We start from the raw sequence: 24,901 nt of genomic DNA on the forward strand, positions 1-24,901 counted from the left end.
GCGCCTTTACGTCGACGCAGGTCACACGATCGATAGGTTCCCCGACACGCCTTCGGTGATTATCCGAACACGCACCGTGGAGGGTGGCGGGTGAGCAGCGGTTTTGGCAATACGGCATCAGGTGGGGTATCGGTGAACGGTCGGTGATCTCCGCCGCATACGGTGGGGGAGATGGGCTCGGCCCCGAATGTGAGTAAAGTCGTCTTTACTTCGACGGGAACCGGGCGGCCCCCGCGGTCGTTGAACCCGATGCAGGTGCCAGTAGATCCAGGAGGATCAGGTGCGATCCAGTAGCAACCCGGCGTTCCGGAACCTGCCGCGTGGCGCGGCTCAGTACGGACCCAACGTAGGCTTCAACCAACCTCAGGGCGGGGTGCCCGGCTACGGTCCTCCGCAGACCTCCGCCGGCGCCGACGACCGTCCGATGACCGTGGACGACGTCGTCATCAAGACGGCGCTGAGCCTCGGCACCGCGCTGGTGACCGGTGTGCTCACCGCAATCTGGGCGATCAGCCAGGTCTCGACCTCGGCTTCGGGCAAGATCACCGCCATCCCCGGCGCCGTGATCGGCGCGCTCGTCGGCGGCATGCTCGTCGGCCTCGTGATCTCGCTCGTGATCATCTTCAAGCAGAAGCCGAGCGGCCCGCTCACGCTGGCGTACTCGGCTGCCGAGGGTGTCTTCCTCGGTGCCATCAGCGGCCTTTTCGAACTGCTCTACCCCGGCATCGCGATTCAGGCGATCATCGGTACCGCGGGTGTGTTCATCGCGATGCTGGTCGTCTACAAGACCGGTGCGGTCAAGGTCACCCCGAAGCTGACGAAGTGGATCATCGGCGCCGTCGTCGGCGTCGCGATCCTGATGCTGGTCAACCTCATCACCAGCTTCTTCGGCTTCAACCCGCTGCGTGACGGCGGGCCGATCGCGATCATCTTCAGCCTCGTGGTGATCGGTGTCGCGGCGTTCAGCTTCCTGCTCGACTTCGACCAGGCCGACCGGATGATCCGCGAAGGCATGCCGTCGAAGTGGGCGTGGTTCGCCGCCTTCGGCCTGATGACCACGCTGGTCTGGCTGTACCTCGAGATCCTGCGACTGCTGTCGTACTTCCAAAACGATTGACGCAGGTCTTTCGCGAAAGGGCGCTCCGAGCGATCGGGGCGCCCTTTTCCGTTCCCGTGCATACCCTGACCCCATGACCGAGCACAGCGGCGAACCCGTCAGGCCGAAGCGATCCAAATGGTTCTGGGTGAGTGTCCTGGTACCGGTCGCGCTCGTCGTGCTCAGCGCGTCGTCGTGGATCGTCGGGTACCTCTCCAGCACGGACGACATTCAGGTGGGTGCCTGCTACGCGGTCACCACGTTCGGCGATGTCGACGAGGATCCGGCCAAGGCCGACTGCGGTTCGGTCGAAGCCAACGCGAAGGCCGGGGCGAAGACCGAGACCGGCGCGGCTTGCCCGGAGGGCGAGTACGACCAGCTCACCGTCGACAAGACGTTCTCCTCGTACAAGCTCTGCATGATGATCAACGCGAAGCAGGGCGACTGCCTCGAGAACTTCCTGGCCGACAGCGTCGCGTACCAGAAGGTGCCGTGCTCGGATCCGGCGAAGGACGCGGAGGTCGTGAAGGTGGTCGACGGCGCCGCCTCCTGTGACGACACGGAAGCGACCCACCTCAAGGGCTACTCGACGCCGCCTTCGACGGTCTGCGTCAAGAGTCTGAAATAGCTTCCTCGACCAGGGGCTTTCACTCGTTCGGGGGGCCGGTGGGTGGCGTTGATCACGGTACGTGTTTGATACCGGGGTTCTTATTCCTCTTCACACCTGTGAGGTTTCTCGGTGACCACTTCCCAGCCGGCCCCTGGGGGCCAAATGCCGGTGGGACAGCCCGATGCTTTCGGTCCGCCTCCCGGCGGTCAGCCGGTGGCGCCCAAGCGGTCCAAGCTCGGCTGGTTGCGCTTCGCCATCCCGGTGCTCGTCGTCGCGGTCGGCGGCGGACTCTTCCTGTTCAACTACTTCACCGGGACGGGCAACGCCCAGGCCGGCGACTGCTTGAGCGTGACCGAGTTCTCGCGGACGGCCGACGAGCCGAAGAAGGCCGACTGCGGCGCCCCGGAGGCGAACGTCAAGATCGCCGCCCGCGTGGGTGGCGACGAGGCCTGCCCGCAAGGCGACTACGACAGCATCTCGATGACCGGCCGGATCTCGTACAAGTTGTGCCTGGCGGTCAACGCCAAGCAGGGTGACTGCCTGACGGGCTACAACTCCTCCACCGCCGGCTACCAAAAGGTGTCCTGCACCGACCCCACCAAGGACGCGGAGTTGCTCAAAGTCGCCAACGTCGTGGACGAGGCCGTGTGTGAAGGCACCGAAGCGACGCACGTGCGGTCGTACTCGACTCCGCCGACCACCATCTGTTTGAAAGTGGGCAAGTAGCCCGAAGCGCGTGAAGGCCCCCTTCCCTCGGCTGAGTCGAGGGAAGGGGGCCTTCGCGCGCTTCCGGGGGAGCAAGGGACCTTTGGTATCGCCGCCGCCATCCGGGCCTGCGGGCGCGTCCGTTCGTCGCACACTGTGGGACGGGCTGCGACCGGGCGGTCACCGGTCCTAACGTTGCTCGTCCCCAACCTCGCCGATCGATCTGGAGTCCTGGTGGCGACGACAGAAGCCCAAGCCGGTGCGAAGAAACTCCTCGACTTCCCGACCTCCTGCGCCGCCCCGGTCCCGGAACCGGAGGAGCCGGTCAAGACCGTGCCGCTGGCGGTCGCGGGTGTCCTCGCCGTCGGTCTGACCTGGTACGTCTGGGCCGCGCACGGCGCGAAGTTCGGTGTCCTGCTCATCCTCGGGCTGCTGCTCGGGCTCGCGCTCTTCCACTCCCGCTTCGGCTTCACATCGGCCTGGCGCCAGCTGATCGCGGTCGGTAACGGCCAGGGTCTGCGGGCGCACACGTTGCTGCTCGGGACGGCCGCGACGCTGATCGCGTTGATCGTCGGCACCGGTTCCGGTCTGTTCGGCAGCACGCCGAATCCGACGGCGGGCGGACTGGGGCTCGCGCTGTTCGTGGGCGCGACGATCTTCGCCATCGGCATGCAGCTGGGCGGCGCGTGCGCGTCGGGGACGCTGTTCGCGGTCGGCTCCGGGCAGTCGGCGATCGTGCTGACCCTCGGCGGGTTCATCACCGGCTCGGTCCTCTACACGTGGGCGTATCCGCTGCTTTCGGGCTGGCCGGAGTTCAAGGGGATCCTGCTCGCCGACCACGTCGGCTGGTTCGGTTCGTGGGCGATCACCGTCGCCGTCCTCGCCGCGATCGTGCTGGGCACCCGGTTCGTGCAGAAGCGCCGCAATCCACCGCCGGTCGGCGCCGTTCCGACCGCGCACGGCTTCGCGCGCGTCTTCCGCGGTTCCTGGCCGATCCTCGTCGGCGCCGTCGTCCTCGGGGTGCTGGCGGGCGCGGTCTTCCTGGTGTCCGGCGGCATCTGGGGTGTCACCAGCGCGTTCAGCCTGTGGGGCGCCAAGATCCTGCAGGTGTTCGGGCTGCACCCGGAAACCTGGGAATTCTGGCGGCTCAAGGCGAACGCGGCTTCGCTGGCGGCGCCGATCTGGAAGGACAAGAACAGCCTCACCGACATCGGCATCATGATCGGCGCGGGCGTGGCCGCCGCCGCGGCGGGCGCGTGGAAGATCCACAGCTCGATCCCGTGGCGCACCGCCCTCGCCGCGGTGCTCGGCGGGATCCTCATGGGCGTCGGCGCGCGGATGGCAGGCGGCTGCAACATCGGCGCCTACCTCGGGGGTATCTCGGTCGGGAGCCTGCACGGCTGGCTGTGGGGGGTGTTCGCGCTCGGCGGCACCTGGATCGGGCTCAAGCTGCGGCCCCTCTTCGGACTCGGCAACCCCGCCCCGACCGATGGCATCTGCTGATCACCCAGTGTGACAAACCGTATGCGGGCTTGCCCTTTCGGCCCGCATACGGGGAAAAAGTTGGCAAGTAAAACCCGTGTTCGGCTACGCTCGGCAACCTGTTCTCGCTTGTGTATCAGTGCACAAGCGTCATGGGGAAGGCCCGGCGCAGACGCCGGGCATCAAGCTCGCAGTCGCGACCGGCGGGGGTCGTCGCGTCCGCTGATCACCAGGGACGGGTTTCACATGTCAACGCAAGGTCCGGCCGCGCCCGCCGGAGACAAACTCGACGCAGGCGTGCTCAAGATCGCCGGCGTCGTCATCCTCGGCGCGATCATGGCGATCCTCGACACGACGGTCGTCAACGTCGCGCTCCAGAAGCTGACCATCGAGTTCCAGACGTCGTTCGACACCATCCAGTGGGTCGCGACCGGCTACATGCTGGCGCTGGCCACGGTCATCCCGGTCACCGGCTGGGCTTCGGACCGGTTCGGCACCAAACGGCTCTACCTGACGGCGATCGGGTTGTTCCTGATCGGCTCGATGCTCACCGGGATGGCCTGGGACGTCGAATCGCTGATCGCCTTCCGCGTCCTGCAGGGCTTCGGCGGCGGCATGCTGATGCCCGCCGGTATGACGATCCTGACCAGGGCTGCGGGGCCGCACCGGATCGGCCGGGTGATGGGTGTGCTCGGCGTGCCGATGCTGCTCGGCCCGATCGGCGGCCCGATCCTCGGCGGCTGGCTGGTCGACGCGGTGAGCTGGCGCTGGATCTTCTACATCAACGTGCCGATCGGCCTGATCACCATCCTGCTGGCCTGGCGCCTGCTGCCGAAGGACCGGCCGGAGCCCGGCGAGCGGTTCGACTTCGCCGGCATGCTGATGGTGTCGCCGGGACTGGCGGCGCTGATCTTCGGTGTCTCGAACATCCCGTCGGCAGGCGGTGTCGGCGCGGTGGAGGTCTGGCTGCCCGCGCTGGCCGGGATCGTGCTGCTGGTGGCGTTCGTGCTCCGGGCGAACCGGGTTTCGAACCCGTTGGTCGACCTGAAGCTGTTCAAGAACCGGTCGTTCTCCATCGCGATGGTGACGATGACGTTCTTCTGCGTCGCGTTCTTCGGCGCGATGCTGTTGCTGCCCACGTACTTCGTCCTCGCCCGCGGCGAGTCGGCGATGAACGCGGGGCTGTTGCTCGCGCCGCAGGGTTTCGGCGCCATGCTGACCATGCCGATCGCGGGCAGGCTGGCGGACAAGATCGGCGCCAGGAAGATCGTCCTGCCCGGTCTCGTGCTGATGCTCGCCGGGCTGATTTCGTTCACGCAGGTCACCGCGACGACGCCGTACTGGCTGCTGCTTTCGGCCCTGTTCGTGATCGGGCTCGGCATGGGCGCGACGATGATGCCGATCACCTCGGCCGCGCTGCAGACGCTGGAGCCGAAGGACATGGCGAGGGCGTCGACGGCGACGAACATCTTCCAGCAGACCGCGGGCGCGATCGGCGCGGCGGTGCTGTCGATCATCCTGGCCGCGCAGCTGGCGGGGAAGTTCGGCGTGCCGACCGCTCAGGGGCAGCTCGCCGCGACGGGCGCGATCATGAACCCGGCCACGCACGAGGTGGCCGCGGGATTGGCCGCGGACTCGTTCTCGACGACGTTCCTGTGGTCGATGATCCTGCTGGCGCTGTGCCTGGTCCCGGCGGCGTTCCTGCCGAAGACCAAGCCCGCGCTGCCGGAGGGCGCGGCCGGCGGCGAGGTCCCCGCGGCGCCGCCGATCATGACCCACTAGGGGTTCCGCGTCGGAATTCGCGCGGGGGCGGGGGTCGTGAGTGCCAAGTGGGGTTAGAACGCTACTTAGCACTCACGACCCCGGCGTGAAACCGTGCAAATTGTCCAAAACGGGCACTTTTGCTGGAAAGGCGTCCTGTGCGGATGGTCGTGAGGGCGTCGGGTCGCTGTGGCGCGTCTGCGTCGACTTCCAATTCAGGCGCTAAGCCCGGAAGGGAGCAAGGGACCTTTGCTAGCGTTCGTTAGCGCACTAACTAACGACAGCAAAGGTCCCTTGCTCCCTTTTCGCTGGTCAGCGGGTCAGGAGAGGCGCTCCAGCACCATCGCCATGCCCTGGCCACCGCCGACGCACATCGTCTCCAGGCCGAACTGCTTGTCGTGGTGCTGAAGCGAGTTGATCAGCGTCGAGGTGATCCGCGCGCCGGTCATGCCGAACGGGTGGCCGACGGCGATCGCGCCGCCGTTGACGTTCAGCCGGTCGAGGTCGATCCCGAGGTCCTTGTACGACGGGATGACCTGCGCCGCGAACGCCTCGTTGATCTCGACGAGGTCGATGTCGCCGATCGACATCCCGGCGCGCGCGAGCGCCCGCTTCGACGCCTCGACCGGGCCGTAGCCCATGATCTCCGGCGACAGCCCCGAAACGCCCGTCGAGACGACGCGGGCGAGCGGCGTCAGGCCCAGCTCGCGAGCCTTGGTGTCGGACATGATGATCACCGCGGCGGCGCCGTCGTTGAGCGCGCAGCAGTTGCCGGCGGTGATCCGGCCGTCGGGGCGGAACACCGGCTTGAGGCCGGAGACGCCTTCGAGGGTGACGCCGGCGCGCGGGCCGTCGTCCTTCGAGACCACGGTGCCGTCCGGCAGGGTCACCGGGGTGATGTCCTTGGCCCAGAAGCCGTCCGCGATGGCCTTCTCGGCGAGGTTCTGCGAACGCACCCCGAACTCGTCCATCTCTTCACGCGAGACGTTCTTCAGCCGCGCGAGGTTCTCGGCGGTCTGGCCCATCGCGATGTAGACGTCCGGCAGCGCGCCGTTCTCGCGCGGGTCGGTCCAGCTGTCGGCGCCCTCGGCGGCCACCTGCGCGGTGCGGGCCTCGGCGTCGGCGAACAGCGGGTTGTGCGTGTTCGGCCAGGAGTCCGAACTGCCGTTGGCGAAGCGCGAAACGGTCTCGACACCGGCGGAGATGAACACGTCGCCTTCGCCCGCCTTGATCGCGTGCAGCGCCATGCGGGTGGTCTGCAGGCTGGAGGAGCAGTACCGCGTGATGGTGCAGCCGGGCAGGTGGTCGTAGCCGAGTTCGACGGCGACCGCACGGCCCATGTTGAAGCCCTGCTCGCCACCGGGGAGACCGCAGCCCAGCATGAGGTCTTCGATCTGCGTCGGGTCGAGTTCGGGGACCTTGTCGAGCGCGGCGCGGACCATCTGCGCGGTGAGATCGTCCGGGCGGATGTTCACCAGCGATCCCTTGCCGGCGCGGCCGATCGGGGATCGGGCGGTGGAGACGATGACGGCTTCGGGCATGGAACGACACTCCCTTGTTCTCGATCCAGACACGCGCTAAGCGGTTGCTCACCTCGCATCCTCCACCGGAGGGAGGTGCGGGTCAAAGGTGAACGCGACCGACACCACTCTTTCCGATGGCGCGTTCCGGCGCCGGGTGACGCTGCCGGTTGAGTGGACACATCCCGACCTGCGGCGTTTAGGCTGTCCACGTGGATTACGTCGAGCACATCGTGGACCTCGTGGGCAACACCCCTCTGGTCAAGCTGAACGCACTGGCCGAGGGGCTGCAACCGCTCATCCTGGCCAAGGTCGAGTACGTCAACCCCGGCGGCAGCGTCAAGGACCGCATCGCGCTGCGGATGATCGAAGCGGCGGAGCGCTCGGGCGAGCTGAAGCCCGGCGGCACCATCGTCGAGCCGACGTCCGGCAACACCGGTGTAGGGCTGGCCATGGTGGCGCAGCGCAAGGGATACAAGTGCGTGTTCGTCTGCCCCGACAAGGTCAGCGAGGACAAGCGCAACGTGCTCAAGGCCTACGGCGCCCGGGTAGTGGTCTGCCCGACCGCGGTGGCGCCGGAGCACCCGGACTCCTACTACAACGTCTCCGACCGCCTCGTGCGCGAGATCGAAGGCGCCTGGAAGCCGAACCAGTACGCCAACCCGGAGAACCCCGCCAGCCACTACCACTCGACCGGCCCGGAACTCTGGCGCCAGACCGAGGGCAAGATCACGCATTTCGTCGCGGGCGTCGGCACCGGCGGCACCATCTCGGGCACCGGCAAGTACCTCAAGGAGGTCAGCGACGGCCGCGTCCAGGTCATCGGCGCGGACCCCGAGGGTTCGGTGTACTCCGGCGGATCCGGGCGGCCGTACCTGGTCGAGGGCGTCGGTGAGGACTTCTGGCCGGACACCTACGACCGGAACATCGCCGACCGGATCATCGCGGTGTCGGACGCGCATTCCTTCGACATCACGCGCCGCCTCGCGCTCGAAGAAGGACTGCTCGTCGGCGGCTCGTGCGGGATGGCCGTCGCCGCCGCGCTCAAGCTCGCCGAGGAACTCGGCCCGGACGACGTCGTCGTCGTGCTCCTGCCCGACGGCGGCCGCGGCTACCTCACCAAGGTGTTCAACGACAGCTGGATGTCCTCCTACGGCTTCCTGCCGCCGGATTCGAGCGGCGCGACCGTCCGCGACGTCCTGATGAAGAAGAGCGGCTCGCTGCCCAGCCTGGTGCACAGCCACCCGAACGAGACGGTCGCCGAAGCGGTGGCGATCCTTTCGGAGTTCGGCGTCAGCCAGATGCCCGTGGTCAGCGCGGAGCCGCCGGTCATGGCGGCCGAGGTCGTCGGCGCGGTCAACGAACGCGATCTGCTCGAAGCGCTCTTCACCGGCAAGGCACAGCTCGCCGACCGGCTCGAGCAGCACATGTCGCCGCCGCTGCCGACCATCGGCGCCGGTGAACAGGTGGGTTCGGCGATGAACGCGCTGTCGGGCGCCGACGGCGCGCTGGTGCTGGTCGACGGCAAGCCGGCGGGCGTCGTCACCCGTCACGACCTGCTCGCGTTTCTCGCGGGACGGTAAAGAGGCATTCCATCGGATGGCCGGGCCGGGGCGTTACGAGCGGCCCACCCGGCTATCCGATAGCGTGTTGGGTGAGTTGAACTTTTATGTCCTCGTCAAGGGGGTTCAAGACCCAAATGAGTGCTCCGCAGCCACCGAATCAGCCTTGGGGTGGCGCCCAGCCACCGCAGGGACCCCCGAGTGGCCCCCAGTCGCAGCAAGACAACCCGTTCGGTTCCCCGGAACCGACCCAGGTGGTGCAGCCCGGCCAGCCCGCGCAGCCCGACTACGGGCAACCGCAGTACGGGCAGCCTTCGTATGAGCAGCCCCAGGGTGGCGGGTTCGGCGATACGCCGGAGCCCACGCAGGTCGTGCAGCCGGTGCAGCAGGGCTCCGGTGACGCGAACGCGACCCAGGTCGTGCAGCCGGTGAGCGGGGGCGGGGAAGCCCCCGGCGCCGACTCCACCCAGCTCGTGCCGCCCGGTTCGCAGCCGCCCGCCATCCCGTACGCCCCGCCGCCGAGCGCGGCCGACAACCCGGCCGCCGGTTCCTACGGCGCCCAGGGCGGCTTCGGTCAGCAGCAGGGCTTCGGCGGTCCCCAGCAGGGCGGGTTCGACCCGTCGCAGGGACAGCAGCAGTCCGGTTTCGGCCAGCCGCAGCAGGGCTTCGGCGGACCGCCGCAGGGCGGTTTCGGCCAGCAGCCCGGTTTCGGTGGACCGCCGCAGGGCTACAGCCCCGCTCCCGCCGGTGGCGGCGGCGGGAACCCGATGTTCGGGTTCATCGCCGGTGGCCTGGTCGGCCTTCTCGGTCTTCTCGCGCTGATCTTCAGCTTCGTGTACTTCGGCGACGCCAGCGACTACTCCGAAGGCCTCGGCAACGCGCCGAGCGACGAGGCACTGCAGCAGTTCCTCGACAAGGCCGGGACGGTCGGTCCCGGCGTCGTCTGGCTGTACGTGATCCTGCTGCTGGTCGCCTCGCTCGTCGCGACGGCGTCCGGTGCCGGTCTCGCCCTGGTGGGCAAGCTTCCGGCCTCGCTCAAGAAGATCGTGCCGATCGCGGTCACCGCGTCCGGCGCGTTGCTGTTCCTCTTCGGTCTGCTCCTGCTGCTCGGCACGACGCCGTCGGAGGAGTTCAAGCGCGAGCTCGGGCCGCTGGGTGACAAGGTCGGCATCGGCATCGGCCTGCCGCACCTGATCTTCGGCATCCTGATCCTGATCATCGGTGTGCTGGGCCTGATCCCGGGGACAGCGCAGTTCGTCGGCCTCGGTGGCGGCGGTTCGGTACTCGGTGCCCCGCAGAGCGGCCAGCCCGGTGGGTTCGGCGGTCCGCCGCAGGGTGGCTTCGGCCAGCCGGGTCAGCCCGGACAGTACGGTCAGCAGCAGCAGAATCCCTACGGCCAGCCCGGCCCGTCTTCGGGCGGGTTCCCGCAGCCGGGCCAGCAAGGTGGTTTCGGCCAGCAGCAACAGCAGCCCGGCCAGCCCGGCGGTGGCTTCGGCCAGCCGGGTCAGCAGCAGGGCGGCTTCGGCCAGCAGCCGCAGCAGCAGGGCGGCTTCGGCCAACCGCAGCAGCAGAGTGGTTTCGGCCAGCAGCCCGGCCAGCAGGGGCCGCCCAGTGGCGGTTTCGGCCAGCCGGGTCAGCCGGGTCAGCAGCCCGGTCAGCCGCCGCAGCAGTGGTGAGTCACCGCCACTGAACGTTTCGCTCACCGACGCCCCCGGCCACTCGGCCGGGGGCGTCGGCGTTTTCACCGGGGTCTCCCGAAACGCCAGCCATGACCGGGAACACCGGGCTAGGGTGAGCGCCGTTAACCCACACCGGCTGATGGGGGCGACGTGACCGGTCCGTACGGATATCCCGCGCAGCAGCCCGGACCGGGCGATTTCGGCTACCCCGCACCGCAGGCACGGCCGACCGGCGCGACGGCGATCATCGCCGCGTTGTTCGGTCTCGTCGCTGCGGGATGCGCCGGGTACATCCCGATCTACTTCTTCCTCAGGCTGCCGTCCGGGTTCAGCATCGGCAATCTGCCCGGTCTCGTGCTCACCATGCTGGGGCTGTACCTGCTGGCCGCGCTGTTCCTCCTGATCGGTGCGCTGTCGGCGTTCTTCCGCTCGGTCGCCGGCGCCGTCCTCCTGGTGCTCGGCTCGCTGCTGGTGATCGCCGCCGTGCTGGTGGAACCGTTGGCGTTCAACGGGACCTACGGTGTGTACTTCCGCCTGCAGTTCGAATTCAAGACATTCATCGCCGTGGTCAGGGTGGTCATGTTCGCGTTCGCCCCGTTCACGCTGATCTTCGCGATCATCCCGCCGACGCTGAAGTATCTGCGCTGGCGGCCGTCCCCCGCCCAGCCCTACCGGCCGCGGAATCAGTTTCCCCAGCAGCCCGGCTGGTGAGATCCTGAGGCTTCCGGACTCGGCTCGACCTGGGGGAGTTCCATGAGCCAGAACCAGTCTTCGGCGACCGCGATCGGCGCGGCCGTCCTCGCTTTCCTTTGTGGCATGCGCTGTCTGTCCGAAGCGGGCGCCTTTGGCGTGCAACTCGCGTTGCTCGAGGCGTCACCGCCGTACTTCGTGGGGGCGGCCTGGAACGGGGTGCTGGCGGTGACCTTGTTCGTGGGCGGTGTCCTGTTGCTCCTGCGGAAACCTCTCGGTCGCGTCCTCATCGTCGCCGGGACGGCCCTCGCGCTCGCGGTCTCCGTTCTCGCGAACGGCGAGATCCAGACCTACTTCTTCGCCACGGTGGACGGGCAGCCGCTCGTCAAGGACGACGTCGTCGCGTTCATGGTGTTCGCGACCGCGGTCTCCGCTCTGGTGCTGTCGGTGATCCGGCCGACTTCGGACTGGCTGGAGGGGAAACGGCGTGAGGACGAGGAGCCGCCCAAGCAGGATCGGCTTCCCGGCTGGTAGCGAGGCTGACAGGATGGGGCGAGGATCTCGACAGGGGGAGCGATGACGTTCCAGCAATACCCGCCGCAAGGCGCTTATCCGCCACCCGGCGGCTATCCGCCGCCGGGAATGGCGCGGAAACCGAACGGTGCCACCGGCGTCATCGCGGGGATCCTCGCGATCCTCGGCGGCGTGTGGTTCTTGTCCGGTCTCGTCTGGATGATCATCCTGCTGTTCAACCGGGTGCGGCCGTACTTGATCGTCGGCGGGATCCTCGACCTCGCCGTCGGGGTGCTCCTGTTGATCGGCGGGATCCTGTTGCTCCGGCGCAAGAGCACCGGGCGCATGCTCGTCGTGATCGGCGCGGGCGCGGGAATCTTCTTCGGGATCGTCTCGATCATCCTGCGCGCGAGTGGGGCGGACATCGTCTATGCGTACGGAGGAGTCGCGGTCGTCTACGGATTCCTCGGGCTGATCGTCCAGTTGCTGATCCCGGCGATCGCGACCATCGTGCTGGCGCTGATCCCGCCGACGGGGCGCTGGCTGGCGGCCGGGAAGCAGCCCGCGGTGTTCACGCCGCCGCAGAACTTCGGCTATCCCCAGCCGCCGGGCGGATACCCGCCACCCGGTCATCCGCCGCCGCACCAGCCGGGTCCGCCACCCGGGCAGTGGTGAGTTCCATCCCAGACGATGGGATCTCGAGGTGGTGGTCGTACCCTGGACCGTATGGCCGACGACTACTCTCTGCTGGGCTTCGAGACGCGCGCGATCCACGCCGGGCAGACCCCTGATCCCCGGACCGGCGCGGTCATCGTGCCGATCTACCAGACGTCGACCTACGCGCAGGACGGCGTCGGCGGTACGCGCGAGGGCGACTACGAGTACTCCCGTACCGCGAACCCCACACGGACCGCGCTGGAAGTCGCGCTGGCGGCACTCGAAGGCGCCCGGCATGGGCTGGCGTACGCGTCGGGAATGGCGGCCAGCGACGTCCTGCTGCGGGCGACCCTGCGCCCCGGTGACCACCTCGTGCTCGGCAACGACGCGTACGGCGGCACGTTCCGGCTGATCGACAAGGTGCTCAGCCTGTGGGGCGTCGAGCACACGGTCGCCGATCTCGGGAACATCGCCGAGGTCCGCGCCGCGATCCGGCCGGAGACGAAGCTGATCTGGTGCGAGTCGCCGACGAACCCGATGCTGGGGATCGCCGACATCGCCGCGCTGGCCGAGGTCGCGCACGGCGCCGGCGCCCGTCTGGTCGTCGACAACACCTTCGCCACCCCGTACCTGCAGAACCCGCTTTCGCTGGGTGCCGACGTCGTCCTGCACTCGACGACGAAGTACCTCGGCGGGCACTCCGACGTCGTCGGCGGCGCGATCCTGACCAACGAGGACGAACTGCGCGAGCAGCTGTTCTACCTGCGCAACGCGGCAGGCGCGGTGCCCGGCCCGTTCGACGCGTGGCTGACCCTGCGCGGGATCAAGACGCTCGCGCTGCGGATGGAACGGCACAGCGACAACGCCGAACTGATCGCCCGGATGCTGCTGAAGCACCCGAAGGTCGAGCACGTCTACTACCCGGGCCTGCCGGAGCACCCGGGTCACGAGGTCGCTTCGAAGCAGATGCGGCGCTTCGGCGGGATGATCTCGTTCACCCACGTCGACGGGGAGCAGGCCGCTCTCGACGTGGCGTCGAAGACGAAGCTGTTCATCCTCGCCGAGTCGCTGGGCGGTATCGAATCGCTCATCGAGCACCCGGGCCGGATGACGCACGCGAGCACCGCCGGGTCCACCCTGGAGGTGCCGGACAACCTGCTGCGCCTGTCCGTCGGCATCGAGGACGGCAGTGACCTGATCGACGATCTGGCCAAAGCCCTGGGCTGACCGCCGCCGAGCCCAGGAGGGGAGCAAGGGACCTTTGCTATCGTTAGCGTACCCATGCTAACTAAGTGACAGCAAAGGTCCCTTGCTCTCTTTTTGCAGGTCAGCGTGGTGTCGCGAGGAGAAGTGCCCGGTCAGGGGCGGTAGTTGCTGGGCTGAACGCCGTCGAGCTGCGAATCGGCTTCGTGCGAGGTCCCCTGCGGCGCGACGGGCAGTTCGGAACCGTCGACGCAGCCGCCGACGAGTTCGATGTGGTTGTCGTGCCGGATGTACTGGCCCGGATCCACGCAGCCGGCGCGATCGACGGTGTAGACGGCGGCGCCGGTCAGCAGCGCGGCCGAGGTGAGGGCCAGCACGACCGGCAGCATCCCGGCGGAACGGGTCGCCCGGACCCTGCCGATGTTCCCCCGTGCCATGCGCACTCCCTGATCGCCTTCGCCGCTGTCGTCAAGAGTACCCGGACAGTGAACTTGTCACGTGACGTATCCGTCAGCTGGCATCATCCGGTCATGGAACTGGTCGACGTCGAGAAGGTCCGGGCGGCCCGTGAGCTGCTGGAAGGCGTGACACGCGTGACTCCGATGGAGCACGCCAGAGATCTCCGGAAGCTCCATGGCGGCCCGGTCCATCTCAAATGCGAGAACCTCCAGCGCACCGGTTCGTTCAAGATCCGCGGCGCGTACACCCGGATCCACGGCCTGTCCGCCGAGGAACGCGCCCGCGGGGTGGTCGCGGCGAGCGCGGGCAATCACGCGCAGGGCGTCGCGCTCGCGTCGGCGCTGCTCGGCACGAAGGCGACGGTCTTCATGCCGCAGCGCGCACCGCTGCCGAAACTCGCCGCCACCCGGGGCTACGGCGCCGACGTCCATCTGCACGGAGAGGTGTTGGAGGAGACCCTGGCCGAGGCGATCGCGTTCGGTGAGCGCACCGGGGCGGTGTTCATCCACCCTTTCGACCACGTGGACATCATCGCCGGACAGGGCACGGTCGGGCTGGAGATCCTCGATCAGGTTCCCGGTGTGCGGACGGTACTGGTCTCGACCGGAGGAGGCGGGCTCGTCGGCGGCGTCGCGTCGGCGGTGAAGGCGCTCCGCCCGGATGTGCGGATCATCGGTGTCCAAGCCGAAGAGGCCGCCGCGTATCCGCCGTCGCTGGCCGCGGGCGCGCCGGTCCGGCTACGCGAGATGCACACCATGGCCGACGGGATCGCCGTCGGTGAACCGGGACCGGTCAGCTATGCGCACGTCGCCGGACTGGTCGACGAGATCGTGACGGTGACCGAGGAATCGCTTTCGCGGGCGGTGCTGCTTTGCCTGGAACGGCGGAAACTGGTCGTCGAACCGGCGGGCGCGGCCGGAGTCGCGGCGCTGATGCAACATCCGGGCGCCTTCGCCCCGCCGATCGTGGCGATCCTTTCGGGCGGCAACGTCGACCCGGTGCTGCTGCTCCAGATCGTCCGCCACGGGATGACCGCGGGCGGCCGCTATCTGAAACTTCGGCTCCGGGTGCCGGACAGGCCGGGTTCGCTGGCTTCGGTGCTCTCAAAGGTCAGCGAACTGGGCGCGAATGTGCTGGACGTCGAGCACTCGCGGGTTTCGGGGAGTCTCGCGCTGGGTGAGGTCGAGATCTCGCTCGCGCTGGAGACCCGCGGTCCTTCGCATTGCACCGAGGTGGCGGAGGCGCTGCAGAAGGCGGGCTGGACGGTCGTCTGAGCGCGAGTGTGAGGGGTGACGTGTTATGAACGGGACTTTCATTGCAAAATTTGCAATGAAAGTCCCGTTCATAACACGCGCGAGTCCTGTCCCAAGGACGGCGCGCGTGCCAAGCGCCAGTTGACGGACAGGCGGCAGGTCCTAACTGGACGGTTGGCCGGTGATGGCGGCGACCGCGAGTTCGCGTTCGGGTTCGCCGACCTCCGGCAAGGTGAACCGCAGCGCCCGGATGTGGGTGAGCAGTTCGGGATCGGGCGCCACGTCGTGCTCGCGCAGATAGTAGGCGACCGCGCCCGGCCAGTACCATCGGCCGTCCGTGCGGAAGTTCAGCGGTACCAACGGTTCCCGGTCCGGTTCGAAGGCGTCGGCGTCGTAGGTCCGTGACGCCAGCACGACCGGCGCGCCGTCGAGGTACTCAAGCACGCGGTCCCGCTCGGCGGGGGACAGCGGCTCGCGATCCACCACGGGACGGCCCGATTCGTCGAGTCCGTCGTAGACACGCGGGGACTTCAAGGCCTCCGGTGCCTCCGCGGGCGGGGTCGCCACCAAGGGCTCGGCAGGCTGGGCGGGTTCCAGGCCTGCTCGTTGCCTGAACCAGGACGGGATGTACTGCTCGGCGCGCGGGAAGAACCGGAGTTCGTCCTGGAAGCCGATCGGCGGCGGGGGCCGCCGCCAGGCCGGCTCCTGGTCGAGGGCGAAATCGACGGATGTGCCCTGCACGGGGTCGAAGGTGAGCGTCGCCCTGAGCCAGGTGCCCTGACCGGGCTGGTACATCCCGGACCGCAGGGTGCCGAGGAGCTGGATCAGTTCCGGCGGCGGCGCGAGGGAATAGGTCACGCCGTCCGGCCCGGTGACGAGGACGTCGGTCTCGAGATGCCTGCCGACGGCCCGGTGTTCGGTCCGCAGCCGCCGCCAGCCCGCCGGGGCCATCGAGGCGAGGCCGTTGCCGATCTGGGCGATGATCTGGTGCTGCTGTTCCGGGGTGAGCGGTCCTGGTGCGGTCATCGGCACTCCCCTCAGACCTGCGGCGGCGGGGGCTGCGTGGTCGCCTGCTCGAGCTCCACGAGGGAGCCGTCGGCGAGCAGATCCGCGACCGAACGGGCGAGGACGTACGCCGTACCGCCACCGGCCTGTTCGTACCAGGGCACGGCGGTGCCGGTGATCGCGCGGACCGGCTCGACCAGCCGGTACAGGTGGTATTCGCGCTGTGCCCGCTCGGCCTTGTGCGACCGGTGGGTGAACTCGGTGCGGGCGGCGAACAACGTGTTGCCCGACGGATCGCCGTAGCGGTCCATCTCGGTCCCCGGCGGCAGGGTCACCAGCCGTTTTCCTTCGTACAGCGAGAGTCCGCCGTCGTCGCTCATCGGCTGGATCGGCCAGGCCGACGTCGGCCGCTTGGCATCCGGTGGCAGTTCGTCCCGGAACGCGGACCGGTTCAGGTAGAGGTGTCCGGTGAAGTACCGCGCGGCTTCCCACGCGGTGGCGAAGTCGGTTCGCGCGACGCGGTCCTCGCCCTGTGCCCAGAAGACCGACCAGCGACCGCCCTCGGGCACCAGGCACCAGGCGCCGTCCGCGATCTCGCCGATGCGGTAACGCGCGGGGTCCAGTTCCAGTTCGACGGCGGCCTGATCGGCGGCGGCCAGCGCCTCCTTGGCCGCGGTGTCCGCGTCGGACTCCCCGGCGAGGGTCGCGACCGCCGCCCGGCCCGCGCGCTCCGCCAGCCAGTCCGGCACCATTCCCGCGTCGCGCGGGAAGTCGGCCAGTTCACGCACGAACGCCGCCGTGGACGGCTCGCCGTCCCACGTCGGTTCCTGATCCCAGACGTAACCCGACTCGATCCGCGAATCGAGGTAGACGTGCGCGGTGGCCTCGTTCCACGTTCCCCGGCCCGGCCGGTACATCCCGGTCCGCAGCTCGGCGAGCAACCGTGCCAGTTCCGGGCGCGGCGTCCACCGGTTCAACCCGCCGTCGGTGGCCCGCCGGACCATCACCGACAGTTCCGTGTAATCGCCGACGGCGCGGTAGGTGATCATCACCTGTGACCAGTCCGCCGGGCAGAAGTTGGTCACCAGATTGGAGACCAGGCTCCAGATCCGGTCCTGTTCCTTGGCGCCGAACGGTTCCTGCGCGGCGGTCATCGGTTCTCCTCCGCGGTTTCCGCTTCGGCCAGCTTCGCCTTCAGCCAGTCCGGGATGTGCTGCTCGTCGCGCGGGAACGCTTCGAGGTCACGTGCCCAGCCTTCGGTCGCGATCGACGGATTCCACAAGGGATCCCAGTCGTAGTTGTACTTGACGTAGATCGTTCCCGGCGGGTCGAGGATCACCCGCGCGGAGAACCAGGTGCCTTTGTCCGGCTCGTGCATGCCTTCGCGCAGCCGGAGCAGGCTCTGGCGTACTTCCTCGGGAATCAGCACGGCCGGGTTGGACCCGTCGTTCATCAGGACCGTCAGCGCCAGGTCGTGCACGTCGATGTTGGCCAGGCACATCAGGTCGATGCGCCGCCAGCCTTCGGGTGCCGCGTCGAGGAGGGCGATGCCCACCTCGTTCGTCAGCTCCTGCCGTTGCGTGGCGTCGATCGCCATCACGTACCGCCCCCTGCTCCTGAGCCTGCGCTAGGTGGCACATTCGGGAAACTCCGGATGCGCACGGTGCGGACGACGTTCCCGTCCGCGTCGGTCACATTCTCCACCCACCGCACCTGCAACGTGTGCGGCGCCCGGTCGCCGTCGGCGCGCAGCGCGAACGTGTCGACCTGCTCGATGCTCCGCGTCGCGCCGTCGGTGTGTTTCTTCGGGTCGAGGAAGTCGGACAGATCGCTTTCGAAGGCGTACCAGTGCGCGTCACCGGCGGAGTGCAGACCCTGGTTCTGTGCGCGCCATTGGCCGAGCATGTTGAGCAACTCGCCGGGACCGCGGAACTGGTTGCCCGCGATATGCCCGCCGTCGTATTTGTTGATGTTGCGGCCGGTCGGGTTGCCGTCGGCGTCCAGCTCCGGTTCCTTGCCTTCGACGCCGCCACCGCGTTTCTGCGAGGACTCGTCCCGGCGGTCGATCTCGTGCTTGTCCGCGCGTTCCAAGTCGTGGCTCGTGTGCGCGACCGTGTCGGTGTCGTAGGACCGGCTGGTGTGGCGGTTGCCGACCTCCGGCCCCGTCTCGTACACGAACCGCCCGCCGTCGACGTTGTAGACCATGTTCGGCTTCGGGTAGTTCAGGTCCGGATGGTGCGGCTGGTAGGTCTCGGCGAGCCGGATGTTGCCGTGTTCGTCGGTCCAGTAGACCGCGCGCTGCCTCGTGACGGTCTTGTCGCCGTCCTTGTACTCGCTCTCCACGACGTAGCGCGAATTCGGTTCCAACGGCGGCGTGTGGTCGTCGAAGAACGACTTGTTCTTGTCGAGGGTGACGTCCCGCCTGGTCGAACCTTCGAAGTCCTGCGGATTGCGTACACCGGGCGGAGTCTCCGCGTCGGGGTCGATCCGCTGCACCAGCCGGACCTCGCCGATGTCGGCCCTCGGCATGTTGGCGAGATCGGGGTTCGTCCGCGCGATCCGGCCGGATTCGACCTCCGCCCAGCGGACCCTGCCGTTGCCGTCGGTGTAGTAGGTGCCCCGGTAGTCGCCGTTGCTGTCGTGCACCCGGTAGGCGGTGTTCTCCTGCAGGTCGGTGCGGGCGACGAACGGCTGGCCGGGTCGCGGCGGGGTGGGCGAGCCCGGATGATCCGGGCCGATGTCGACGTGCCTGTCGGCCGGGAAGTCCGGCCGGTGGAACCGGACGGCGGGCTCAGGGATCCCGTTGTCGCCGGTGCGGAAGACCTGGTGCTCGCCGTCGATCTCGACCCGGTAGGTCGTGTTCGGCTGCGCGTGCAGCAGATCCGGGTTCGCCCGGTAGTCGGGATTCGGTGAACCGTCCGGCATCCGGTGCGGCACGTTCGGCTGGCTGGTGTCGATATGCGTGACTCGGCCGGTGCCGTCGGTGTGATACGTCCCGCGCGGGTTCCCGTCGGCGTCGCGGACCTCGTAGCTCCGGTTCGGCTCGAGCCGCTGGTTGCCGGGGAACGGCTCGTGCGCGCGTGGCGCACGGGGCGCGCCGGGGGGCGGGTCGTTCGGCCGGACCGGGATCGGATCGCCCGAGGACTGCGGGGTGAAGTCCGTGACCCGCTGCGGATTCTGGCGGCGTTCCCGTTGCCGGTCGGGGTCGAGCAGGTCCTGTTCCTGCTGACGAGATTCGGGATTGCGGTTCGGGTGCTGCGGCTGGTTGCCCTGACCGCTGGTCGACGTGTCGGCGTCCCGGTCCGGCGGTTCGTCGCCGTCGCCGCGGCTGCGGGCGCTGTCGGCGTCGACGTCCTGCTTGTCCGCGTGCGAGGTGTCCGGGGTGAAACCGTCGTCGCTCGCCCGGCGGGCGGTGCCGTCGGGGCTGTGGATGTCCCATTCGCCGTTCGGAGGAATCCGGGGACGGGTGCGGCCGTCGGGGCCGATCTCGTAGTCGGACGAGAAGACGCGTCCGTTCGAGTCGGTCCACGCCGGCCTGCTCGGCGCCATGACCTCGGTGTCGAGTTCCCGCGACAGACGGCGCGCGAAGTCGTTCGAGCCCGCGTCACAGCCGATCAGCCTGATGGGACGGCCGTCGTAATCGCCGTTCCGGCGCAGGATGTCCGCGAATTCCTCGGGGGTGTAGGTGCGGTTGCCGATCCGGGCGTGCCCGTCCGGGGTGACGTGCACGTCGACGGTGTAGCGGCCGTCCGGGTCCGGCTGGACGCGGTGCGGCAGGTCGCCCATGTCGGGGTCGCCGCGGTGGTACGAGCTGCCCGCGGGGGTGCTCTCGGAATGCCGCTGGTTGACCTCGTCCGGGGTCAGCGGGCGGTCCGGTTGGCCGTCGTCGGGGCCGCGGTCGTGCGGTGAGCCGTCGGGATGACCGTTCGGGTCCTGGCGCGGGCCGTGCCCGTCGGGACCGTGACCGTCCGGCGAATGCGGCGGCCCCGAGTGGCCACCGGGGCCGCGGCCGCCCGGCCCGGTGTTGCCGGGACCGGTGCCGCCGGGCCGGGAGCCGGGGCCGTGCGTGCCCGGTGTGCCGGTGTGCGGCTGCGCGCCGGGGCCGAAGTCGTTGCCACGGGCCACCGGCTGCGGCTGATGCGGCTGGTTCGGCCGCCCGCCGGGACCGGTCTGACCGGGACCCCGGCTGGGGCCGGTGTTGGTGTCGGGAGTGCGCGGGGCGTGCGTGTCCGGGGTGCGCGGCGAACCGGGCGTACCCGTCCAGCCACCGCCCGGCGGCCTGCTGCCGGGCGAACCCGGGGTGCCGCCGGGAGTACCGCCGCCAGGAGCGCCCTGGGGCGGCATGCCGCCGGCCACCGGCTGACCCTGCGACGGGACACCGGGCGAACTGTCGCCCCCGGGGCCACCGCGCTGCGAAGGCACGTGTGACGGACCGGCGTCGCCGAGGCGCGGCGCCGTGGGCGCGGTACCGCTGGTCGTGGTGCCGCTGTCGGTCGGGCGGGTGGGGCTGCCGCCGTCGTTGCCGGCGTGGTGGCCGGGCGACGGGTCGGACCGCGGGGTGGGCGTCCCGCCGCCGTCACCGCCGTGTGTCCGGGGCGGAACACCGCCGTCGCCGGTGTGGCTGGGCGACCCACCGGTGTCCGTGCGCGTGTGCGGTGCCGGTGAGCCGCCATCGGGGGTGTGGCTGGGGGAACCGCCGGTGTCCGAGCGTGTGTGCGGGGCTGGGGAGCCGCTGTCCGGGGTGTGGGTGGGCGAACCGCTGGTGTCGGTGCGTGTGTGCGGGGCTGGGGAGCCGCCATCGGGGGTGTGGCCCGGCGACCCGCCGGTGTCCGTGCGCGTATGCGGTGCCGGGGAACCACCGTCCGGGGTGTGGCTCGGCGACCCGCCGGTGTCGGTCCGGGTCTGCGGCGCCGGGCCGCTGTCGGCACGGGCCGGGCTCGGCGAGCCGCCGTCGGTGCGGGTGTGCGGGGCGGGCGCGTCGGCGCGGGCGGCACTGGGGGAGCCGCCATCGCCGGTGTGGGTAGGGGATCCGCCGTCGGACCGCGGTGACGAACCGCCGCCGTCCGGCGCCCTGCCGAGGTTGCCGTCCGAAGTGGACGGTGTGTCGCCATCGCCTGTGCGACCGGGAGATCCGCCGTCCGAGCGGGACGGGGAACCGCCACTGTCCCTTGTGGACGGTGAGCCGCCCCCGTCGCCACCGCGGGCGGTGCTCGACGGGGAATCGCTGCCGGAATCACCCGGGCGAGAGCCGCCGGAACCGTTCGAGCCGTTCGACCCCGAATCGCCGGAGCCGGAATCGCCCGAGCGGCCGGAGTCGCCATCGGAGCCGTTGGAGCCGTCGGAACCGTCGCCAGAACCGTGGGAGCCGTCGCCGTCCGGGCCGTTCCCCGAACCCGTGCCGCCGCCGTCGGGCCCGCCGGAGCCGCCGCCGCGGCCGCCACGCTGGACGAACCCGCCCGCCTTGATGTTCTTGGGGTTGAGCGCGTCGAGGCCGGTCACCTTGCCCGCGATCTTGCCGAAGATCTTGATGATCTTCTCGAAGACGTCGACCAGCTTGCCGAGCAGCGGCGAGACCCGCCGCATCGCGTCGCACAGTTCCTTGAGTTTGTCGGCGATCTTCGCGGCCCACTTGGCGATCGCGGTGACGGCCTGCGCGACCACGACGGGCGTGCCGAAGCCGAGGGAGAACACCGTCTCCATGACCCACGCGATGAGCTTGCCGACCGCGTCCGCGATCAGCTGGCGGATGAACTCGCGGACGAACGCGACGATCTCGCCGAAGATCATCACGACGGTGCTGATCCCGCCCGCGACCGTCGCCGCCGCGCTGATCGCCTCGGCCTGTTCCGCGGCCTGCTTGCGGTACTGGTCGCCGGCCTCGCCGGTCCAGCCGGAGGTGCCGTTCTTGACCGTGTTCGAGAACTCGACCTGGGTGTCTTCCAGCTTCTTGGCGACGTTGCCCCAGGTCTCGGAGTACGACTGGATCACCGGCGGATCGCCTGCCACCGCGTCCAGCATGTCCTTCAGTGGCTGCATGTGCTCCATCAGGAACGACGCGACCGAGGACATGAGGTAGCCGAACGGGTCGATCGCGGCACTGGCGATCTCGCCGGCGAGGCTCAGCACGCCGAGCCCGCCGCCCACCCAGTCGCCGTTCGAGATGCCGTTGAAGGCGTCCATGGCCGACTCGGCGACGCCGATTCCCGCCGCGTAGCCGTATTCGCTGTTCCCGGCCGTCAGCGGCCCCGGGCCGTCGCCGTCCGTCGGCGCCTTCGCGACGAGCGGATTCCCCTCGGGCATCAGTCAGGCACCTGCACGTTCTTGAGTTCCGCGGCGAAGTTCTCGTCCTGCGCGTGATAGGCGTTGGACGCCGACCGCACGTTGTTCGCCACCGCCGTCGCGGCCTCGACCGCCTTGTTCAGCGCGTCGATGCCGAACTGCTCGACCGGGTCGAGCATCATCCGGAACGGCTGGCAGATGATGCCGTACGCGTCGGTCGGCATGCTCACCTGCTGTGCGGCGTCGACCGCCGTCCGCAGGCCGTCGGCGATGCCGTCGATCTGCTTGGCGTGCGCGTCGAGGTCGGAGCCGAGCTCGTAACCCTTGCCTGCCATGGTGTCTCCCCTCTACCCGGCCGGATGTACGGCTAAGAAAGAATGCTGCCGCCGAAATCGTCCTCGTCGTCGTCCTGCGTGCGGCGGCGCCGCGGGATCGGCTTCGGCTGCGGCGGTGTGGCCGACGCGGGCGGCGGGGGCTCTTCCTCCTCCGGGCCGAAGCGGTGGTGCCGCTCGGGCTCCGGCGGGGCGATGTCCTCCTCCGGCGGCGCTTCGGGGAAGGTGCTCTGGGCTTCCGCGATCACCCGGCTCGCCGTCTCGTCGCCGGTGCCGACCGTTTCGGCCATCGCCTGCTGCAGCAGTTCGGGGATCTTCGACTGCGCGAGCTGGACGAGCCGCATGACCTGCGACGAGACCTCGGCCATCCGCTTGCCGCTCGCGGCTTCGGAGATGACCAGGTTCGTGAGCAGACCCTTCGAGTCGATCGTCACTTCGATGGTGTTGTCCTTCGACCGCTCCGTCACGGTCTGCCCCTGCATGCGCGCCGCCATCGCCTGATAGCGCGCGGCGGTCTCCTGGATCTGCTTCGTCCAGTTGTCCACCATCTGTTCGCTGGCGTCGACGTTGTCCGGCATCGGGACCCTTCCACAAGCTGCATGCTGACGTCTTCACACTGACGGTCCGAAGACGCCACCGGTTCCGGTGAGCGTTGAGATTTTCGTCGGCCATTTTAGGCCGTGTCCGGTGTACCACCCCGCGCCGACAAAGTCGGGCCGCTCACGTAGCGAAAGGGCCCTTCACCGCACCAAGTGCGATGAAGAGCCCTTTCGCGCCTGCGAACTGCCGGGGTCAGAGGTTGCCGCGACGCTCCTGCTCACGCTCGATGGCCTCGAACAGGGCTTTGAAGTTGCCCTTGCCGAAGCCGAGCGAACCGTGCCGCTCGATGAGCTCGTAGAACACCGTCGGGCGGTCGCCGATCGGCTTGGTGAAGATCTGCAGCAGGTAGCCGTCCTCGTCGCGGTCGACCAGGATGCGGTGCTCCTTGAGCTTCTCGATCGGCACCCGGACCTCGCCGATCCGCGCGCGCAGCTCCGGGTCGTCGTAGTAGGAGTCCGGGGTGTCGAGGAACTCGACGCCCGCCGCGCGCATCGCCTTCACCGTGGCGACGATGTCGTTCGTGGCCAGCGCGATGTGCTGGCAGCCCGCGCCGCCGTAGAACTCGAGGTACTCGTCGATCTGCGACTTCTTCTTCGCGATCGCCGGCTCGTTGAGCGGGAACTTGACGCGGTGGTTGCCGTTGGAGACCACCTTGCTCATCAGCGCCGAGTACTCGGTCGCGATGTCGTCGCCGACGAACTCCGCCATGTTCACGAAGCCCATGACGCGGTGGTACCAGTCGACCCAGTAGTCCATCTTGCCGAGTTCGACGTTCCCGACGCAGTGGTCGACGGCCTGGAACAGCCGCTTCGGCGCGCCCTCGGGGCGGACGATCTTGCTCTCGCGCGGCTCGTAGCCGGGCAGGTAGACGCCCGTGTACTTCGACCGGTCGATCAGCGTGTGGCGGGGCTCGCCGTAGGTCGCGATCGCGGCGACGCGCACGGTGCCGTGCTCGTCGGAGACGTCGTGCGGCTCCTCGAGGACGGTGGCGCCCTGCGCGCGGGCGTGGTCGATGCACCGGTCGACGTCGGCGACCTCGAGCGCGAGGTCGATGACGCCGTCACCGTGACGGCGGTGGTGGTCCAGCAGCGGGGAGTCGGGCTTGACGCCGCCGGTGATCACGAAGCGGGCCGAGCCGGACTTCAGCACGAACGACTTGCGGTCGAAGTTCCCGGTCTCCGGGCCCGAGTACGCGACGAGCTGCATGCCGAACGCGACCTGGTAGAACCACGCGGTCTGCGTGGCGTTGCCCGCGATGAACACCACCGCGTCCATCGACTTCACCGGGAAGGGGTCGGTCGAAGAGTCGTGGTCGACGAGGCCGACGAGCTGACGCAGCTGGTCGTAGCTCACGTCGTCAAGAGCACCCTGGGGTTCCACTGTGTGCGTCATGCCCAGAAGCATCCGAGCACGGGACAAAATGTGCAATGGTCAAAGATTTTGCTGCACACTATGTCCAGTGATGGCGGGGCCGGTGCTGTCATAGTGGACAAAC

Annotated in this window: 21 protein-coding genes; 12 read left to right on the top strand and 9 right to left on the bottom strand. The window is 69.0% G+C overall.

Features of this window, described 5'->3' with window-relative positions; translation table 11 throughout:
- The first annotated feature begins 280 nt into the window (after nucleotides 1–280).
- The 5 genes from SD37_RS05995 (at nucleotide 281) to SD37_RS06015 (ending at nucleotide 5,675) form a co-directional block, all read left to right on the top strand.
- Nucleotides 281–1,117: a Bax inhibitor-1/YccA family protein gene (locus SD37_RS05995; RefSeq protein ID WP_044852205.1), complete on the top strand. Its 837-nt coding sequence runs from the start codon at nucleotides 281–283 to the stop codon at nucleotides 1,115–1,117.
- Nucleotides 1,118–1,190: 73 nt separating this feature from the next.
- Nucleotides 1,191–1,724 carry an LppU/SCO3897 family protein gene (locus tag SD37_RS06000; protein ID WP_044852206.1) on the top strand — a complete coding sequence of 178 codons (534 nt, stop codon included), beginning with the start codon at nucleotides 1,191–1,193 and terminating at the stop codon, nucleotides 1,722–1,724.
- A gap of 144 nt (nucleotides 1,725–1,868) precedes the next feature.
- The gene (locus SD37_RS06005; protein ID WP_044852207.1) at nucleotides 1,869–2,432 is read left to right on the top strand and encodes an LppU/SCO3897 family protein; all 564 of its coding nucleotides are present in this window, start codon (nucleotides 1,869–1,871) and stop codon (nucleotides 2,430–2,432) included.
- A 213-nt stretch (nucleotides 2,433–2,645) separates the two neighbouring features.
- Nucleotides 2,646–3,914 (top strand): YeeE/YedE family protein, encoded by a 1,269-nt coding sequence (locus SD37_RS06010; RefSeq protein WP_044852208.1) that lies wholly within the window; start codon nucleotides 2,646–2,648, stop codon nucleotides 3,912–3,914.
- Between the two features lie 225 nt (nucleotides 3,915–4,139).
- Complete coding sequence (locus SD37_RS06015; RefSeq protein WP_044852209.1) at nucleotides 4,140–5,675, top strand: DHA2 family efflux MFS transporter permease subunit; 1,536 nt, start codon at nucleotides 4,140–4,142, stop codon at nucleotides 5,673–5,675.
- A gap of 299 nt (nucleotides 5,676–5,974) precedes the next feature.
- Here the strand turns inward: SD37_RS06015 and SD37_RS06020 are convergent, their stop codons facing one another.
- Nucleotides 5,975–7,195 (bottom strand): acetyl-CoA C-acetyltransferase, encoded by a 1,221-nt coding sequence (locus SD37_RS06020; protein WP_044852210.1) that lies wholly within the window; start codon nucleotides 7,193–7,195, stop codon nucleotides 5,975–5,977.
- A gap of 191 nt (nucleotides 7,196–7,386) precedes the next feature.
- Here SD37_RS06020 and SD37_RS06025 point away from each other — a divergent pair, with 191 nt between their 5' ends.
- The 6 genes from SD37_RS06025 (at nucleotide 7,387) to SD37_RS06050 (ending at nucleotide 13,502) form a co-directional block, all read left to right on the top strand.
- On the top strand, nucleotides 7,387–8,757 hold the full coding sequence (locus SD37_RS06025; protein ID WP_044852211.1) for a cystathionine beta-synthase: 1,371 nt from the start codon (nucleotides 7,387–7,389) through the stop codon (nucleotides 8,755–8,757).
- 233 nt (nucleotides 8,758–8,990) lie between these two features.
- Nucleotides 8,991–10,412, top strand: coding sequence for a hypothetical protein (locus tag SD37_RS06030; protein ID WP_044852212.1), 1,422 nt, complete (start codon nucleotides 8,991–8,993; stop codon nucleotides 10,410–10,412).
- 153 nt (nucleotides 10,413–10,565) lie between these two features.
- Nucleotides 10,566–11,126, top strand: a complete 561-nt coding sequence (locus tag SD37_RS06035) for a hypothetical protein (RefSeq protein ID WP_052674994.1) — start codon at nucleotides 10,566–10,568, stop codon at nucleotides 11,124–11,126.
- Nucleotides 11,127–11,168: 42 nt separating this feature from the next.
- Complete coding sequence (locus SD37_RS06040) at nucleotides 11,169–11,639, top strand: hypothetical protein (RefSeq protein ID WP_044852213.1); 471 nt, start codon at nucleotides 11,169–11,171, stop codon at nucleotides 11,637–11,639.
- Nucleotides 11,640–11,681: 42 nt separating this feature from the next.
- Nucleotides 11,682–12,293: a hypothetical protein gene (locus SD37_RS06045; RefSeq protein WP_044852214.1), complete on the top strand. Its 612-nt coding sequence runs from the start codon at nucleotides 11,682–11,684 to the stop codon at nucleotides 12,291–12,293.
- Between the two features lie 51 nt (nucleotides 12,294–12,344).
- The gene (locus SD37_RS06050; protein WP_044852215.1) at nucleotides 12,345–13,502 is read left to right on the top strand and encodes a cystathionine gamma-synthase; all 1,158 of its coding nucleotides are present in this window, start codon (nucleotides 12,345–12,347) and stop codon (nucleotides 13,500–13,502) included.
- Between the two features lie 131 nt (nucleotides 13,503–13,633).
- Here SD37_RS06050 and SD37_RS06055 read toward each other — a convergent pair whose 3' ends face one another.
- Nucleotides 13,634–13,915: a hypothetical protein gene (locus SD37_RS06055; RefSeq protein ID WP_044852216.1), complete on the bottom strand. Its 282-nt coding sequence runs from the start codon at nucleotides 13,913–13,915 to the stop codon at nucleotides 13,634–13,636.
- Nucleotides 13,916–14,008: 93 nt separating this feature from the next.
- Between SD37_RS06055 and ilvA the strand changes: the two genes are divergently transcribed.
- Nucleotides 14,009–15,211, top strand: a complete 1,203-nt coding sequence (gene ilvA, locus SD37_RS06060) for a threonine ammonia-lyase (protein WP_065912751.1) — start codon at nucleotides 14,009–14,011, stop codon at nucleotides 15,209–15,211.
- A 141-nt stretch (nucleotides 15,212–15,352) separates the two neighbouring features.
- Here the strand turns inward: ilvA and SD37_RS06065 are convergent, their stop codons facing one another.
- The 7 genes from SD37_RS06065 to hppD form a co-directional block, all read right to left on the bottom strand.
- A complete protein-coding gene (locus tag SD37_RS06065; protein WP_044852218.1) occupies nucleotides 15,353–16,216 on the bottom strand; it encodes a ferredoxin in 864 nt (287 codons plus the stop codon).
- 11 nt (nucleotides 16,217–16,227) lie between these two features.
- Nucleotides 16,228–17,349: a TNT domain-containing protein gene (locus SD37_RS06070; protein ID WP_044852219.1), complete on the bottom strand. Its 1,122-nt coding sequence runs from the start codon at nucleotides 17,347–17,349 to the stop codon at nucleotides 16,228–16,230.
- Nucleotides 17,346–17,792: a hypothetical protein gene (locus SD37_RS06075; protein ID WP_044852220.1), complete on the bottom strand. Its 447-nt coding sequence runs from the start codon at nucleotides 17,790–17,792 to the stop codon at nucleotides 17,346–17,348. The genes SD37_RS06070 and SD37_RS06075 overlap by 4 nt, the downstream gene beginning before the upstream one ends.
- The gene (locus SD37_RS43030) at nucleotides 17,792–22,495 is read right to left on the bottom strand and encodes a hypothetical protein (RefSeq protein ID WP_044852221.1); all 4,704 of its coding nucleotides are present in this window, start codon (nucleotides 22,493–22,495) and stop codon (nucleotides 17,792–17,794) included. The genes SD37_RS06075 and SD37_RS43030 overlap by 1 nt, the downstream gene beginning before the upstream one ends.
- Entirely contained in the window at nucleotides 22,495–22,809 is a 315-nt protein-coding gene (locus tag SD37_RS06085) for a type VII secretion target (protein ID WP_037306465.1), read from the bottom strand. Before SD37_RS06085 ends, SD37_RS43030 begins: the two co-directional genes overlap by 1 nt.
- A 32-nt stretch (nucleotides 22,810–22,841) precedes the next feature.
- Nucleotides 22,842–23,384: a YbaB/EbfC family nucleoid-associated protein gene (locus tag SD37_RS06090; RefSeq protein ID WP_044852222.1), complete on the bottom strand. Its 543-nt coding sequence runs from the start codon at nucleotides 23,382–23,384 to the stop codon at nucleotides 22,842–22,844.
- 214 nt (nucleotides 23,385–23,598) lie between these two features.
- Nucleotides 23,599–24,798, bottom strand: coding sequence for a 4-hydroxyphenylpyruvate dioxygenase (hppD, locus tag SD37_RS06095; protein WP_065912752.1), 1,200 nt, complete (start codon nucleotides 24,796–24,798; stop codon nucleotides 23,599–23,601).
- Nucleotides 24,799–24,901 lie beyond the last annotated feature (103 nt).

The organism is Amycolatopsis orientalis (genome assembly GCF_000943515.2).
Lineage (GTDB): Bacteria > Actinomycetota > Actinomycetes > Mycobacteriales > Pseudonocardiaceae > Amycolatopsis > Amycolatopsis orientalis.

Bases quoted from the DNA above. Each gene is read 5' to 3' on its own strand.
- SD37_RS06075 (WP_044852220.1), bottom strand. From the start codon at position 17,792: ATGGCGATCGACGCCACGCAACGGCAGGAGCTGACGAACGAGGTGGGC.
- ilvA (WP_065912751.1), top strand. From the start codon at position 14,009: ATGGAACTGGTCGACGTCGAGAAGGTCCGGGCGGCCCGTGAGCTGCTG.
- SD37_RS06045 (WP_044852214.1), top strand. From the start codon at position 11,682: ATGACGTTCCAGCAATACCCGCCGCAAGGCGCTTATCCGCCACCCGGC.
- SD37_RS06085 (WP_037306465.1), bottom strand. From the start codon at position 22,809: ATGGCAGGCAAGGGTTACGAGCTCGGCTCCGACCTCGACGCGCACGCC.
- SD37_RS06065 (WP_044852218.1), bottom strand. From the start codon at position 16,216: ATGACCGCACCAGGACCGCTCACCCCGGAACAGCAGCACCAGATCATC.
- SD37_RS06005 (WP_044852207.1), top strand. From the start codon at position 1,869: ATGCCGGTGGGACAGCCCGATGCTTTCGGTCCGCCTCCCGGCGGTCAG.
- SD37_RS06020 (WP_044852210.1), bottom strand. From the start codon at position 7,195: ATGCCCGAAGCCGTCATCGTCTCCACCGCCCGATCCCCGATCGGCCGC.
- SD37_RS43030 (WP_044852221.1), bottom strand. From the start codon at position 22,495: ATGCCCGAGGGGAATCCGCTCGTCGCGAAGGCGCCGACGGACGGCGAC.
- SD37_RS06050 (WP_044852215.1), top strand. From the start codon at position 12,345: ATGGCCGACGACTACTCTCTGCTGGGCTTCGAGACGCGCGCGATCCAC.
- SD37_RS06040 (WP_044852213.1), top strand. From the start codon at position 11,169: ATGAGCCAGAACCAGTCTTCGGCGACCGCGATCGGCGCGGCCGTCCTC.
- SD37_RS06070 (WP_044852219.1), bottom strand. From the start codon at position 17,349: ATGACCGCCGCGCAGGAACCGTTCGGCGCCAAGGAACAGGACCGGATC.
- SD37_RS06090 (WP_044852222.1), bottom strand. From the start codon at position 23,384: ATGCCGGACAACGTCGACGCCAGCGAACAGATGGTGGACAACTGGACG.
- SD37_RS06000 (WP_044852206.1), top strand. From the start codon at position 1,191: ATGACCGAGCACAGCGGCGAACCCGTCAGGCCGAAGCGATCCAAATGG.
- hppD (WP_065912752.1), bottom strand. From the start codon at position 24,798: ATGACGCACACAGTGGAACCCCAGGGTGCTCTTGACGACGTGAGCTAC.
- SD37_RS06055 (WP_044852216.1), bottom strand. From the start codon at position 13,915: ATGGCACGGGGGAACATCGGCAGGGTCCGGGCGACCCGTTCCGCCGGG.
- SD37_RS06015 (WP_044852209.1), top strand. From the start codon at position 4,140: ATGTCAACGCAAGGTCCGGCCGCGCCCGCCGGAGACAAACTCGACGCA.